At 72.0% G+C, this 14,429-nt stretch carries 13 protein-coding genes; 9 read left to right on the top strand and 4 right to left on the bottom strand.

Annotated features, from left to right (window positions below):
* The first annotated feature begins 551 nt into the window (after positions 1 to 551).
* The 4 genes from ABZ484_RS02990 to ABZ484_RS02975 all read left to right on the top strand — a co-directional run bounded on the left by ABZ484_RS02990 (position 552) and on the right by ABZ484_RS02975 (position 5,539).
* Positions 552 to 2,486 (top strand): ABC transporter ATP-binding protein, encoded by a 1,935-nt coding sequence (locus tag ABZ484_RS02990; RefSeq protein ID WP_358864126.1) that lies wholly within the window; start codon positions 552 to 554, stop codon positions 2,484 to 2,486.
* Positions 2,483 to 4,264, top strand: coding sequence for an ABC transporter ATP-binding protein (locus ABZ484_RS02985; RefSeq protein ID WP_358864125.1), 1,782 nt, complete (start codon positions 2,483 to 2,485; stop codon positions 4,262 to 4,264). The genes ABZ484_RS02990 and ABZ484_RS02985 overlap by 4 nt, the downstream gene beginning before the upstream one ends.
* Positions 4,265 to 4,690: 426 nt before the next feature.
* Positions 4,691 to 5,164, top strand: coding sequence for a DUF5709 domain-containing protein (locus ABZ484_RS02980; protein WP_358864124.1), 474 nt, complete (start codon positions 4,691 to 4,693; stop codon positions 5,162 to 5,164).
* 63 nt (positions 5,165 to 5,227) lie between these two features.
* Positions 5,228 to 5,539 (top strand): type B 50S ribosomal protein L31, encoded by a 312-nt coding sequence (locus ABZ484_RS02975; RefSeq protein WP_358864123.1) that lies wholly within the window; start codon positions 5,228 to 5,230, stop codon positions 5,537 to 5,539.
* Here the strand turns inward: ABZ484_RS02975 and ABZ484_RS02970 are convergent.
* The gene (locus tag ABZ484_RS02970) at positions 5,532 to 6,326 is read right to left on the bottom strand and encodes a metal-dependent hydrolase (protein ID WP_358864122.1); all 795 of its coding nucleotides are present in this window, start codon (positions 6,324 to 6,326) and stop codon (positions 5,532 to 5,534) included. The two genes, ABZ484_RS02975 and ABZ484_RS02970, sit on opposite strands and share 8 nt — an antisense overlap.
* A 145-nt stretch (positions 6,327 to 6,471) precedes the next feature.
* Between ABZ484_RS02970 and ABZ484_RS02965 the strand changes: the two genes are divergently transcribed.
* Both ABZ484_RS02965 and ABZ484_RS02960 read left to right on the top strand, forming a co-directional pair.
* Positions 6,472 to 8,985 carry a DUF3516 domain-containing protein gene (locus tag ABZ484_RS02965; protein ID WP_358864121.1) on the top strand — a complete coding sequence of 838 codons (2,514 nt, stop codon included), beginning with the start codon at positions 6,472 to 6,474 and terminating at the stop codon, positions 8,983 to 8,985.
* 82 nt (positions 8,986 to 9,067) lie between these two features.
* Complete coding sequence (locus tag ABZ484_RS02960; RefSeq protein WP_358864120.1) at positions 9,068 to 9,934, top strand: acyl-CoA thioesterase II; 867 nt, start codon at positions 9,068 to 9,070, stop codon at positions 9,932 to 9,934.
* Positions 9,935 to 9,952: 18 nt separating this feature from the next.
* Here the strand turns inward: ABZ484_RS02960 and ABZ484_RS02955 are convergent, their stop codons facing one another.
* Complete coding sequence (locus ABZ484_RS02955; RefSeq protein ID WP_358864119.1) at positions 9,953 to 11,101, bottom strand: DUF6397 family protein; 1,149 nt, start codon at positions 11,099 to 11,101, stop codon at positions 9,953 to 9,955.
* Between the two features lie 124 nt (positions 11,102 to 11,225).
* A complete protein-coding gene (locus ABZ484_RS02950) occupies positions 11,226 to 11,639 on the bottom strand; it encodes a roadblock/LC7 domain-containing protein (RefSeq protein WP_358864118.1) in 414 nt (137 codons plus the stop codon).
* Between the two features lie 92 nt (positions 11,640 to 11,731).
* On the opposite strand from ABZ484_RS02950, the gene ABZ484_RS02945 reads away from it, so the two are divergent.
* Together ABZ484_RS02945 and ABZ484_RS02940 are read left to right on the top strand one after the other, a co-directional pair.
* Positions 11,732 to 12,160, top strand: a complete 429-nt coding sequence (locus ABZ484_RS02945; RefSeq protein ID WP_358864117.1) for a PPOX class F420-dependent oxidoreductase — start codon at positions 11,732 to 11,734, stop codon at positions 12,158 to 12,160.
* 59 nt (positions 12,161 to 12,219) lie between these two features.
* Entirely contained in the window at positions 12,220 to 12,819 is a 600-nt protein-coding gene (locus ABZ484_RS02940) for a class I SAM-dependent methyltransferase (RefSeq protein WP_358864116.1), read from the top strand.
* Positions 12,820 to 12,868: 49 nt separating this feature from the next.
* Here the strand turns inward: ABZ484_RS02940 and ABZ484_RS02935 are convergent, their stop codons facing one another.
* The gene (locus ABZ484_RS02935; RefSeq protein ID WP_358864115.1) at positions 12,869 to 13,627 is read right to left on the bottom strand and encodes an alpha/beta hydrolase; all 759 of its coding nucleotides are present in this window, start codon (positions 13,625 to 13,627) and stop codon (positions 12,869 to 12,871) included.
* A 123-nt stretch (positions 13,628 to 13,750) separates the two neighbouring features.
* On the opposite strand from ABZ484_RS02935, the gene ABZ484_RS02930 reads away from it, so the two are divergent.
* Complete coding sequence (locus tag ABZ484_RS02930; protein WP_358864114.1) at positions 13,751 to 14,284, top strand: PadR family transcriptional regulator; 534 nt, start codon at positions 13,751 to 13,753, stop codon at positions 14,282 to 14,284.
* Positions 14,285 to 14,429 lie beyond the last annotated feature (145 nt).

Below are 14,429 nucleotides of genomic sequence, written 5' to 3'. Positions count from 1 at the left end.
GGTCCTGCTCCGCCCTTCTCGGTGGGATCGGTGGGATCGGTGGGCTCGGCTGACGGGTGCCCACGGGCACCTGCTGCCACAGCCGTTCACCAATGCCCGGCACCCGGGCCGGGGCCGGCCGCGCGGACGGGACGGGCCGGGCGGTCCCCGAGGGACCGCCGGGTCTCGGCACGTCCGCGGGGCGGACCTCGCTCCGCTCGCCTCCGCACGCGGCCAGGGCCGTCAGAAGGAAACCGCAGGCCGCGCCCGCGGCCATCGCACGCCTTGCACCACCGCTTCGCATGAACCCATGGTGGCCATCACAATACGGGCGATCTACTTGGCATTGGTCCAAATAGCCTTATCCGCCTCTCTCCGGAATGTGCGGGGCATGTCGGTCGGCCCGGAAGCACAGCAGGCGCACAGGCGCACGGGGTGCGCCCGGAGCACCCAATCCCGTTCCCCCGCACGGAAAACCGCTTGCTTTCCACAACTGGGCGCAGCGACGCTGTCACGACTTGTCGCCGCCCTTCGCGGCACCTTCCGCCCCTGACACGAGCAACTGGGACGTCATGCAGATTCAAGACCTTCCGTATCCCGACCCGGGTGTGCCGGACGCACGCTCGGGTCCCCGATTCCTGTGGTGGCTGGGGCGGAACCAGCTCGGCGGGCAGCTGAAGGCACTGGCCTGGGGGCTGCTCCACTTCGCCTCGGTCTCCGCACTGCCGTTCTGCGTCGGCCTCGCCGTTCAGGCGGTCGTCGACCGCTCCGGTACGCGACTCGCCCTGACCGGCGGACTGCTGGTGCTGGCCTGCGCCGGCAACGCGCTCGGCGACACCTTCCTGCACCGCGCCGCGGTCACCAACTGGATCACGGCGGCCGCACGCGTGCAGCAGTTGCTGGCCCGCAAGGCCGCCCAGTTGGGCTCGGCCCTGACCCGGCGGGTGGCGGCCGGCGAGGTGGTGGCCGTCTCCACCGGTGACGTCGAGAAGATCGGCTGGTTCGTGGAGGCGGTGTCCCGGTTCACGGCGGCGGCGGTCACCATCGTGCTCGTCTGCGTCTCCCTGCTCTTCTACCAGCCGGCGCTCGGCGTGGTCGTAGCGGCGGGTCTGCCCGCGCTGGCGCTCGCGGTGCTGCCGCTGCTGCCTCGCGCGACCCGGCGTGCCGACCTGCAACGCGAGAAGGCGGGGCGCGCCACCGAGCTGGCCTCCGACACCGTCGCCGGCCTGCGGGTGCTGCGCGGCATCGGCGGTGAGGAGCTGTTCCTCGACCGCTACCGCCGCGCGTCCCAGGAGGTACGGCACGCGGCCGTCCGCAGTGCCCGTATGTGGTCCCTGATCTCCGCCATCCAGGTCCTGCTGCCTGGCCTGCTGCTGATCGCCGTCGTCTGGTACGGCGTGCACCTGGCCCGGACGGGGCGGATCACCGTGGGCGAACTCGTCACCGTCTACAGCTCCGTGATGGTGCTCACCTATCCGCTGCGGCACTTCGAGGAGATCGCCATGGCGTACTCCTTCTCCCGCCCGTCGGCCGGTCGAGCCGCACGGGTGCTGTCGCTGGAGCGAAGCTCGGAGGTCTCCTCGTCCCCGGTCGGGGCCGAGGTCTCCTCGTCCCCGGCCCGGGCGCCCGTGTCCGCCCTCTCCGGTGACCTGTACGACCCGGTGACCGGGCTGCGGGTGCCCGCCGGCCTCCTGACCGCCGTGGTGTGCGGGGATCCGGACGCGGCGGGACGTCTCGCGGACCGGCTGGGCGGCCACCCCGCCGAGCCCGGGCCGGGGGCCTCGGTGCTGCTGGGCGGCGTACCGCTGGACGAACTGCCGCTCGACACGGCCCGCGCGGCCGTCCTGGTCCAGGACAAGGACCCGGTGCTGCTCTCCGGTTCGCTGCGTGACCTGCTCGATGTCCCCTCCTCCGGTGATGTCCGCGCCGATGAGGCGCTGGCGGCGGCCCAGTGCGCCGACGTCCTGGACGCGCTGGCCCAGGCGTCGCCGGTGGCCGGCGATCCGATGGACGTGCGGATCACCGAGCGCGGCCGGTCGCTGTCCGGCGGCCAGCGCCAGCGTCTGGCCCTGGCCCGGTCCCTGATCACCGACCCGGAGGTGCTCGTCCTGGACGAGCCGACCTCGGCCGTCGACTCCCACACCGAGGCGCGGATCGCGGAGGGACTGCGAGCCCTGCGGACCGGACGCACCACCGTGGTCCTCACCTCCTCGCCGCTGCTCCTGGACCGCGCCGACCGGGTGGTGCTCGTCCACGAGGGAACGGCGGCGGCGGTCGGCGTGCACCGCGACCTGGTGCGCACCGAACCCCGGTACCGCGCGGTGGTGACCCGGGAGACGGACGAGGAGCGCGCCGTGCACGAGGTGCTCGCCAGCGACGGAACACCGCGGCGCGACGCGCGGCATCCACTGGCGGACGGATCCGCCCCGCGGGACGCTGCGCGGGATCCGCTCGAGGACGAGGCCGCCCTGCGGGGTGCCCTGGAAGAGATCGAGGAAACGGCATGATCGGCGTGGCTCCACCGGCGTACGACCCGGCGGCCCCGACGACGGCGACCACCCTGCCCGTCGGCGCCCCCGCCACCGTACGCGCCTATGTCCTGGAGCTGCTGCGCCGGCACCGCCGGGCCTTCCTGCTCCTCGTCACCGTCAACACCGTCGCCGTGCTCTCCTCCATGGCGGGACCCTGGCTGCTGGGCGACCTGGTCGAGCGCGTCTCGGACGACACGCGGGAACTCCGTCTGGGCCTCACCGTCTCGCTGTTCGTGCTGGCTCTGCTCGTACAGGCCGTGTTCGTCCGCGAGGTCCGGCTGCGCGGCGCGACGCTCGGTGAGCGGATGCTGGCCGATCTGCGCGAGGACTTCCTCATCCGGTCGGTCGGGCTGCCGCCGGGCGTGCTGGAGCGGGCGGGCACCGGTGACCTGCTGTCCCGCATCACCACGGACATCGACCGGCTCGGCAACGCGATGCGCGAGGCCGTTCCACAGCTGGCGATCGGGGTGGTCTGGGCGGCGCTGCTGTTGGGCGGCCTCGTCGTCACGGCGCCCCCGCTCGCCGCCGCCGTGCTGCTGGCGCTGCCACTGCTGGTGATCGGCTGCCGCTGGTACTTCCGGCGGGCGCCGTCCGCGTACCGGTCGGAGGCCGCGGGCTACGCCGCCGTGGCCGCCGCGCTCGCCGAGACGGTCGACGCCGGACGCACCGTGGAGGCGCACCGGCTCGGCGACCGGCGGATCGGCCTGTCGGAGCGCCGGATCAAGGAGTGGACGGCGTGGGAGCGCTACACGCTGTGGCTGCGCTCGGTGCTGTTCCCGGTCATCAACGTCACCCATGTGACCGTGCTCGCCTCGGTGCTGATGGTCGGCGGCCTGTTCGTGCTGCAGGGATGGATCGGGGTCGGCCAGCTGACCACGGGCGCGCTGATCGCGCAGATGCTCGTCGACCCGGTCGGGCTGATCCTGCGCTGGTACGACGAGTTGCAGGTGGCGCAGGTCTCGCTGGCCCGGCTGGTCGGTGTCCGCGACATCGAGCCGGAGGCGGGGGACGACTCGCTTGCCCCGGACGGCAGGAACGTGCACGCGGACCGAGTGCACTTCGGCTACCGGGAGGGGGTCGACGTGCTGCGCGAGGTGTCCCTGCGGGTGGCACCGGGCACCCGGCTGGCCCTGGTGGGCCCCTCGGGCGCCGGCAAGTCCACGCTGGGCCGGCTGCTCGCCGGTATCTACGCCCCCCGTGACGGCCGGATCACCCTCGGCGGCGCCGAACTGTCCCGGATGCCCGCCGAGGCGGTGCGCTCCCACGTCGCCCTCGTCAACCAGGAGCACCACGTCTTCGTGGGCTCCCTGCGCGACAACCTCCTGCTCGCCCGCTCCGACGCGGCCGACGCCGAGCTGTGGGCCGCGCTGGGCGCGGTCGACGCCGATGCCTGGGCCCGTGCCCTGGCCGACGGCCTGGACACGGAGGTCGGCTCCGGCGGTCTCGCCCTCACACCGGCCCAGGCACAGCAGATCGCGCTGGCCCGCCTGGTCCTGGCCGACCCGCACACGCTGGTTTTGGACGAGGCGACCTCGCTCCTCGACCCGCGAGCGGCCCGGCACCTGGAGCGGTCCCTGGCCAGGGTCCTCGACGGGCGCACGGTCGTCGCCATCGCCCACCGGCTGCACACCGCCCACGACGCCGACGTGATCGCCGTCGTCGAGAACGGACGCATCAGCGAGCTGGGCAGTCATGACGAGCTCGTCGCGGCCGACGGCGCGTACGCGGCACTGTGGCGGTCCTGGCACGGCTGAACGGACGATGTCCCGACCCACCCGGACGGGGGCCATGTGCCCGCGGGTGGGGGTCGCACGTGCCGTGTGCCCGCGGGTGGGGGTCGCACGCGCGGAAGCACTGTGGCCGGCCGCTGGGCCGAGGCCGTCCCGGAGGCCGGTCGCCGCACCGGCCCGGACCGCGTCCGCGGCTTCGGGCCTGGTGACGGCCCGGGTACCGGGCGCGATGCCGGGTGCCGGACCGTCGCCGGACGGGGTGCGGGCGGGATGCGGCTGCCGTGCCGTTGCGCGGTGCCGAACAGGGGTGGAAGGCTGGAAAGCGGCAGCGGCTCGGGGAGCGCCCGGGAACCGTCCGGTTCGTGCCGGGTGATAGCCGTGCCCCGCGCACCGGCGGCCGGCCGTCGGCCGCGGTGAGAACGGGCCCGTCCCCACCACCTGGAGGTATCCGTGGACAACGCCGACGGATGGGGCGACGACGTCTACCAGCCCGATGAGACCTCCGAGATCAAGGAAGACACGGGGGTGCTCGACTCGGAGGACACGCTGGTGTACGACGGTGTCGACGATCCCCTGGACCGTGGCTGGTCCCCTCCGGAGCGGCCATGGGCTGTGGAGCACTCCGGCGTGACCGCGGCGGAGCGCCATCAGGGCGAGACGCTGGACCAGCGCCTGGCCGAAGAGCTGCCCGATATGGCCGCGCCGGACGGCGACGGCATCGGTGACTGCGAGGGCACCGACGGGGAGGTCCTGGACAACGAGGTCGGCGCGGCACGCTCCGGTCGTCTCGTCGCACCCGACGAAGGCGCGCACGAGGACGAGGAGAGCGCGCTGGTCGCCACGGACGTGGGCATCGACGGCGCGGCGGCCTCCGCCGAAGAAGCCGCGATGCACGTCGTCGACGAGGACACCCTGTCGGGCTGAAACCGCGGCCCGGCCGGCGCCGCTCCGGCCCGGTGCCCCGTCCCCGCCGCACGAGGAGCACGCATGCAGCAGGACAAGCACCCCGAGTACCGCCCCGTCGTCTTCCGTGACCGGGCAGCCGGATACGCCTTCCTCACCCGGTCGACCGCGACGAGCGACCAGACGATCGACTGGGACGACGGCGAGACCTACCCGGTGGTGGATGTGGAGATCTCCTCGGAGAGCCACCCGTTCTACACGGGCAGGGCCCGCACGGTGGACTCCGAAGGCCGCATCGCCCGGTTCGCACGGCGCTACGGCGGGGACGCCGGGCAGGACGCGACCGGGCGCCCTGAGGCGGTGCGCCCCAGCGGGCCGAGCCCGCGCCTCAGATGAAGTTCAGCGCGCCGGCGCAGCCCACCCCGCCCAGGACCATGAACGCCGGCATCAGCACCTTGAGCTCGACCCAGCTGCCCGCCCGGAACCGAATCGCCTTCGGCGGGCCGACCGGGTACCAGCGCTTGCGGCCCACCGGTATCGGCCACAGGATCGGGCAGCCCGAGACGGTCAGCGCGTCCCCGATGTCGTGCACCAGCGCGCCCAGCACGATCGGCAGCCCCAGCCACAGGTACTCCTGGCCCGGAGCGCTGAACAGCCAGTCGGAGCCGTTGCCCGGCTTGTCCAGGATCCCGGCGAGGATCCAGGCGCTGGTCGCGGCCAGCAGCCACACCAGGATGTCGCTGCTGGAGCCGCGGGCCGCGCGCCACAGCAGACCCTCGATGGCCAGCACCATGTGCGCGAAGAGGATCGCCAGCACCGCCCAACGGCCCCCGGTGATCGCCGCCACCGAGGCGCCCGCGCCGATCAGCACCGCCCACAGCCAGGTGTGGGTCAGTGTCCGGTGGCCGCCGGAGCGGCGCGGGTCGCCCTTCTTGCGCGTCGCCTTGTAGGCGGCGTAGGACAGCTTGTCGACGATCTCGCAGAGCCAGCGCGACAGGGGTCCGAAGGCACGCGAGATGGTGGCGGCCTTGTGGTCGAGGTCCGGGGCGAGCGCCGCCCCGGCACAGATCAGGGCGCCGCACAGCAGAACCGGCCAGGGCATCGCGTGTCCGGCCGCCGCGGCCGCGGCTCCTACACCGAGCCAGGCCGCCGCGCCCGACAGTGAGTGTGCTGGTCCCATCATGGCCGTTGCCCGCCCCATTCCTCGTGTTCCGCTGTCCAGTTGTCCTGGTGCTCTGTTGCCACGTCGGCGCCACAGCGTAGCGGTCGTGATCTTCGGTCCGGCAGCCGATTCCCTCCTCGGGCGGGGGGCCAGGCAAGATGGGTGCGTGACCCTCATCGATCAGCTGCCGCCGACCGCCGACCCCGACGCCCTCTACGAAGCCTTCGAGTCGTGGGCCGAGGAACGGGGTCTCACGCTCTACCCCCACCAGGAGGAGGCGCTGATCGAGGTGGTCTCCGGTGCGAACGTGATCGTCTCGACGCCCACCGGCTCGGGCAAGAGCATGATCGCCGCGGGTGCGCACTTCGCCGCCCTGGCCCGGGACGAGGTCACCTTCTACACCGCGCCGATCAAGGCCCTGGTGTCGGAGAAGTTCTTCGAGCTGTGCAAGCTGTTCGGCACCGAGAACGTCGGCATGCTCACCGGCGACGCCTCCGTCAACGCCGACGCGCCCGTCATCTGCTGCACCGCCGAGGTGCTGGCGTCGATCGCGCTGCGCGACGGCAAGGACGCGGACGTCGGCCAGGTCGTCATGGACGAGTTCCACTTCTACGCCGAGCCCGACCGCGGCTGGGCCTGGCAGATCCCGCTGCTGGAACTGCCCCAGGCGCAGTTCGTCCTGATGTCGGCGACGCTCGGCGACGTCTCGTTCTTCGAGAAGGACCTCACCCGCCGCACCGGCCGCCCCACCGCCGTGGTCCGCTCGGCGACGCGCCCGGTGCCGCTGTCCTACGAGTACTGCCGCACCCCGCTCACCGAGACGCTCACCGACCTGCTCCAGACGCGGCAGGCACCGGTGTACATCGTGCACTTCACCCAGGCGCAGGCCGTGGAGCGGGCGCAGGCGCTGATGAGCATCAACATGTGCTCGCGCGAGGAGAAGGAGCAGATCGCCGAGCTGATCGGCAACTTCCGTTTCACCACGAAGTTCGGCCGCAACCTCTCCCGCTACGTCCGGCACGGCATCGGGGTCCACCACGCCGGCATGCTGCCCAAGTACCGGCGCCTGGTGGAGAAGCTCGCGCAGGCCGGCCTGCTGAAGGTGATCTGCGGCACGGACACGCTCGGTGTGGGCGTCAACGTCCCGATCCGCACCGTGCTGTTCACTGCCCTGACCAAGTACGACGGCAGCCGTGTGCGCACGCTGCGCGCCCGGGAGTTCCACCAGATCGCCGGCCGGGCCGGGCGGGCGGGCTTCGACACGGAGGGCTTCGTCGTCGCCCAGGCCCCCGAGCACGTCATCGAGAACGAGAAGGCGCTCGCCAAGGCGGGCGACGACCCGAAGAAGCGCCGCAAGGTCGTCCGAAAGAAGGCGCCGGAGGGCTTCGTCGGCTGGACGGACACCACGTTCGACAAGCTCATCGCCTCCGAGCCGGAGCCGCTGACGTCCCGGTTCCGGGTCACGCACACGATGCTGCTGTCGGTGATCGCCCGTCCCGGCAACGCGTTCGAGGCGATGCGGCGCCTGCTGGAGGACAATCACGAGCCGCGCAAGCAGCAGCTGCGGCACATCCGGCGGGCGATCGCCATCTACCGCTCGCTGCTGGACGGCGGCATCGTCGAGAAACTCGACCGGCCGGACGCCGAGGGCCGGATCGTCCGCCTGACGGTCGATCTCCAGCAGGACTTCGCGCTCAATCAGCCGCTGTCCACGTTCGCGCTGGCCGCGTTCGAACTGCTGGACCCCGATTCCCCGTCCTACGCGCTCGACATGGTGTCCGTCGTGGAGTCCACGCTGGACGACCCGCGGCAGATCCTCGCCGCCCAGCAGAACAAGGCGCGCGGTGAGGCCGTGGCCGCCATGAAGGCGGACGGCGTCGAGTACGAGGAGCGCATGGAGCGCCTCCAGGACATCACCTACCCCAAGCCTCTGGAGGAGCTGCTCTTCCACGCGTACAACACCTACCGCAAGAACCACCCCTGGGTCGGCGACCATCCGCTGTCGCCGAAGTCCGTGATCCGTGACATGTACGAACGGGCACTGTCGTTCACGGAGTTGGTGTCCTACTACGAGCTGGCCCGCACCGAGGGCATCGTGCTGCGCTACCTGGCCAGTGCCTACAAGGCTCTGGAGCACACGATCCCGGACGACCTGAAGTCCGAGGACCTGCAGGACCTGATCGCCTGGCTGGGCGAGATGGTGCGCCAGGTCGACTCCAGCCTGCTGGACGAGTGGGAGCAGCTGGCCAACCCGGAGGAGATGACCGCCGAGGAGGCCCAGGAGAAGGCCGACCAGGTCAAGCCGGTCACCTCCAACGCGCGCGCCTTCCGGGTGCTGGTCCGCAACGCCATGTTCCGCCGTGTGGAACTCGCCGCCCTCGACCAGGTCGAGGAGCTGGGCGAGCTGGACGCCGAGGCCGGGTGGGACGCCGAGGCGTGGGGCGAGGCGATGGACAAGTACTGGGACGAGTACGACGACCTCGGCACCGGTCCCGACGCCCGTGGCCCCAAGCTGCTGGTGATCAAGGAGGAGCCGCAGCACGGGCTGTGGCGCGTGCGCCAGATCTTCGACGACCCCAGCGGGGACCACGACTGGGGCATCAGCGCGGAGATCGACCTCGCCGCGTCCGACGCCGAGGGCCGTGCGGTGGTCCGGGTGACCGACGTCGGGCAGCTGTGAGCGGGTGCCGGCCGGCCATGAGCACCTGCCGGCCGGCCATGAGCAGGTGCCGATCCGTACCCAGCACAGGAGAGTCCCATCCATGACGAACCCGGCCGAAAGGCTCGTCGACCTGCTCGACCTGGAGCAGATCGAGGTCAACATCTTCCGGGGCCGCAGCCCCCACGAGTCCTTGCAGCGGGTCTTCGGCGGCCAGGTGGCGGGCCAGGCCCTGGTCGCCGCCGGCCGCACCACGGACGGCGAGCGCCCGGTGCACTCGCTGCACGCGTACTTCCTGCGCCCGGGCCGGCCGGGGGTGCCGATCGTGTACCAGGTCGAGCGGGTGCGGGACGGGAGATCCTTCACCACCCGCCGGGTCACCGCGGTGCAGCAGGGCCGCACGATCTTCACTCTGACCGCCTCCTTCCACAGACCTGAACAAGGGAGCTTCGAGCACCAACTGCCGCCCGCCCGCAGCGTCCCGTCCCCGGAGTCCCTGCCGACGATCGCCGAGGAGGTCCAGACGCATCTGGGCGCGCTGCCCGAGCAGTTGGAGCGCATGGCGCGCCGCCAGCCGTTCGACATCCGCTATGTGGACCGGCTGCGCTGGACCTCCGATGAGGTCAAGGACGCCGAGCCGCGCAGCGCCGTGTGGATGCGCGCGGTCGGGCCGCTCGGCGACGACCCGCTCGTCCACACCTGCGCGCTGACCTACGCCAGTGACATGACCCTGCTCGACGCGGTGCGCCTCCCGGTCGAGCCGTTGTGGGGGCCGCGGGGCTTCGACATGGCGTCGCTGGACCACGCCATGTGGTTCCACCGGCCGTTCCGCGCGGACGAGTGGTTCCTGTACGACCAGGAGTCACCGATCGCGACGGGCGGCCGGGGCCTGGCCCGTGGGCGCATCTACGACCTGGAGGGGCGTCTGCTCGTGTCGGTCGTCCAGGAAGGCCTGTTCCGCGCGGTGTAGGCAACGCCCGCCCGTGGTTCAGACGCCTCTGCGGAAGAGCCGGCCCAGCAGGCCGTGCGACCGGTCGCGGTGGCGGGGTCGCCGGGACGGTTCGGGCCGCGCAGGTCGCCCGGGACGCCGGAGACGGTCGCGGTGCCCCTGGTGGTCAGGGTGCCGTTGGTAGCCATGGTTCCGGTGGTCGTGGCGATCCTGGTGGCTGTGGTGGTTCTGGTGACTGTGGTGGTTCTCATGGCCATGGTGGTTCTGATGGCCGGGATAACTGGACCGCTCGGGGTGCTCCGGCCGCCCAGGTGTCCCGGTCGGCTGCGGGTGCTGCGCGTGGACTGGGGGACGCTGGGTGTGCCGTGGAGCCGGGCGGGGTGCCGGCCGGTGGGTTCGCGCCTCCTCCACGGCTCGTGCCAGGTCGGCCCGGAGCCAGTCGATCTCGTCCGCGTCCTGGGCCGTCGTGATCCGCTCGGCCAGGTGGGCGGCTGGTGAACCCGGTGCGCCGTGGGCGGGCGGCCGAGTGCGAAGGCGGTTCAGACGGGCACGCTCGTAGGGGTCACCGACGATCTCCGAGACCTGGAGCGGGTCCAGCAGCGAGGCCACGGCGGCCGCCCGCTCCCAGGGGTCGTCGGCAGCTTGACGGAGCAGGAAACCCAGTTGCCTGCCACGCCAGTTGCGGGGGCGCAGGTCGACGCCGGTGTCCAACTGGTCCCGCAGCCCCTCGGGCAGGGGCCGTTTCAGCAGCGAGGCGTTCTCCGGGCCGGCGGCGAAGTCGCGCAGTTCACCGGCCAGGTAGAGCCAGACGACGGCCCGGTACCGGTTCAGATAGAACGCGACCGGTACCAGCAGGCCCAGACGCGCCAGACGAGTGAACCTGGCCGCGGTCACCTCCATGATCCGCGCGGCCTCGCTGGTGCCGACGGTCATGACACGCTCGCGCAGCGATTCCGGGAACCCTTCCTGGGTGCGGAGCCGCTCGATCTCGGCACGCGCCACGCGTCGGCCGCCTCCCCCTTCGTCGGGGAGGGTGCGGATACGGCCGAGGCTGACGGCCAGATCGAACTCGCTCCGCTTCAGGCCCAGTTCTCGTGCCGCTCGGCTCGCGGTGAAGGATGTCTCGCGCTTCCCGGCGGTCGGTACGACCGTGGGCGGGATCTCGTGCGTGATGGTGTCACCGGACATGTTCGTGCCCCCGTGGAATGTGCGGCCGGCGCCGTGTGCGCTCGGCTGCGAAAAACCGTAGCCGCTGCGGAACATCTCCGTGCGAGCCTGTGGATAACTCCCCGGGAACCAGCGAATGCGCAGGTCAGAGATCTGTTGACGGAGCTCGCTCAGGTTGCCGGGCGTCCACGTCGAGGTGTTCGCCGACCCGGTTGACCAGCAGGGTCATCTCGTAGGCGATCATGCCGATGTCGGCGTCGGCTCCGCTGAGGACGCACAGGCAGCTGCCGGTGCCGGCGGCCGTGACGAAGAGCACGGCTTCGTCGAACTCGACCATCGTCTGGCGTACGCCGCCCGCGCCGAAGTGGCGTCCGGAGCCCTTGGCCAGGCTGTGCAGTCCCGACGAGACGGCCGCCAGATGCTCGGCGTCCTCCCGCCGCAGCCCCGTGCTGGACCCCGTGACCAGTCCGTCGTTGGACAGGACCAGGGCGTGCCGTACGTGCTCCACCCGTTCGGTCAGGTCGTCGAGCAGCCAGTCGAGTGGCGGGTTCTGCGCCATATGCGGTCTCCCCCTGCGGTGGCTCCCCCCTTTGCCGGAGGGCTCCCGCAAGCCTTCCCCACCGCCGCTGCCCCGGCAAGGAGGATGGAGGCATGGCACAGAAGATGTCCGACGAGGAATGGCGGGCGTTCGTCTCGCACGGCACCCGCACCGGCAAGCTGTCGACCGTCCGGGCCGACGGTAGCCCGCACGTGGCACCGATCTGGTTTGTGCTCGACGGGGACGACGTGGTGTTCAACACCGGGAAGGAGACCGTGAAGGGGCGCAATCTGGCGCGTGACGGCCGGGTCGCGCTGTGCGTGGACGACGACCGGCCGCCGTTCAGCTTCGTGGTGCTGAGCGGTCGGGCCCGGCTGTCGGAGGACCTGGACGAGCTGCGGCACTGGGCCGCCCGGATCGGCGGCCGTTACATGGGCGCGGAGCGTGCCGAGGAGTTCGGTGCCCGCAACGGCGTCCCGGGTGAGATCCTGGTCCGGGTGCCGGTGGACAAGGTGGTGGCGGTGAGGGATCTCGCCGACTGAGGACGCCTTGCGGCCACGCACCGCGACCTGAGGCGAACGGGTGAGGGATCATGCGGAGCATGAGTGAGGACCGTGCACACGTCCAGGAGTTCTTCACCGCCCGCGCCGCCGACTGGGACAGAAGATTCCCCGACGACGGCCCCGCCTACGCGGCCGGGGTCGCCGAGCTCGGGCTGCGCGCGGGCGACCGTGTGCTCGACGCGGGGTGCGGCACCGGCCGCGCCCTGCCGCCGCTGCGCGCCGCCGTGGGAGCGTCGGGGACGGTCGTGGGCGCGGACCTGACCCCGGCCATGCTCCAGGCCGCCGTACGGGCCGGCCGGGACGGGGACGGGCACCTGCTGCTCGCCGACGTCGGCGCGCTGCCGCTGAGGTCGGGGGTGTTCGACGCCGTGTTCGCCGCGGGTCTCGTCGCGCACCTGCCGCAGCCGTCCGAGAACCTGCGGGAGCTGCGGCGCGTGGTGCGTCCCGGTGGCCTGCTGGCGCTGTTCCACCCGATCGGCCGGGCGGCGCTCGCGGCGCGCCAGGGGCGGCAGCTCACACCGGGCGACCTGCGTGCGGAGCCCAACCTGCGGTCCTTGCTCGCCGGTTCCGGGTGGCGCATGACGTCGTACGTCGACGAGGACGCCCGTTTTCTGACGCTGGCCGTGCGCGAGGACTGACACCGACGCGCGGGGCGGTCGGGCTCCTGCCGGAGCGCCGGGCCCTCCGTCACAGCCTTCCGGCGACGGCCGCCGCGAACACGTCGGGGGTGTCGAACATGATGTTGTGGCCCGCGCCGGGCACCGTCACCACGCGCACTCCGGCGGCCTCCAGACCGGTCCTGCCCGGCAGTTCGCCACTGTCTTCGCCCTGGAGGTAGAGGCGGTCGAGAGTGGTGAGTCCCTCGAGGATCGTGCGCATCGTGGGATCCGAGCCGCGCCGGAGCCCCACCGCGCTGCGATGCAGTGCGCGTGGATCGGTCAGTCGCATGGTCGCCGCCCACAGGGGCCCGACACGGACCAGCAGGCGCGCGTAGGCGTCGTGGACGAATGCGTCCTCCGTGAAGGAGGCGATGCCGCTGCTGGCCGCCGTCACCGGAGGGAACGGGTCGAGGTTGGCCTCGGCGAGGACCAGCCGCGAGACCAGCTCGGGCCGGAGGTGGGCGAGCACGATCGCCACGGCTCCGCCCATGCTGTGCGCGATCAGTTCGGCACCGGTCAGTCCGGCCGCGTCGAGCACAGCCGCCAGGGCGTCCGCGTGGTCCTCCAGGGTGTAGCCGAAGTGTTCGGGCCGGTCGCTGATGCCGTGTCCGGGCAGATCCACGAAGAGACTGCGCCGGCCCGCAAGCTCGGGCCGGGCCGCGATGTGCGCGTGGTACACCGACGACATCGACCCCAGTCCGTGCACGTAGACCCGAGCGGGTTCCGCTCCGGGCACCTCCGTCCAGCGGATGCGGCTTCCCCGCGCGTCGAACTCGGCCTGCCTCATGTGGCCCTCCCTCGTGGCATCGCCTGCCTGTCGGCAGATCACCAGGATACATCGGTCCCGAGGTATATCGAAGTTGGTGTACCACTGGACCGCTGTACTACGCGGATGGGAGACAATGCGCGCATGCTGGAGCTGGCCATCCTGGGATTCCTGTACGACGCTCCCCTGCACGGGTACGAGCTGCGCAAGCGCATCACCGCGCTGACGGGACACGTACGGCCGGTCGCCGAGAGCACGCTCTACCCGGCGATCAAACGGCTGGAGCAGGCGGGTCTGCTCGAGAGGGCCACGGAGCCGGGGGCCGTGGCGGCCCCGCGCCACGTCCTCACGCTCACCGACGACGGCAGACGCGAGCTACGCCGCCGGCTCGCCGAACCCGTCCAGCGCGACATCACCGACGAGAACCGCTGGTTCACCGTCCTGGCCTTCCTCAGGCACCTGGACGACCCCGGCGCCCAGGCCGCCGTGCTGCGCCGCAGACTGGCCTTCCTGGAGACGCCCTCGAGTTTCTTCTACGACGGGGACCGGCCGGTGCGCGCCGAGGAGCTCGACGACCCGTTCCGGCGCGGCATCCTCACCGTCGCGCGCGCCACCACGGAGGCGGAACTCGCCTGGCTGCGCGCCACGATCGACGCACTGGACGACGCGGCCCGCTGAACCATCGGCGCCAGTAGGGCCGGTAGGCGCGGTGGCGGCGGCCAGGAGTCCGCACGCGGCGCTCGAGCGCCCCGAAGCCGCGGGCACACCGAAGCCCGCCACTGCTTCGCCGCGCCGTGCCCCTTCTGCCGCCGGAGCTCCAACT

The organism is Streptomyces sp. NPDC006393, assembly GCF_040628575.1.
GTDB lineage: Bacteria > Actinomycetota > Actinomycetes > Streptomycetales > Streptomycetaceae > Streptomyces.
This window is presented reverse-complemented; position numbering and strand designations above follow the sequence as displayed.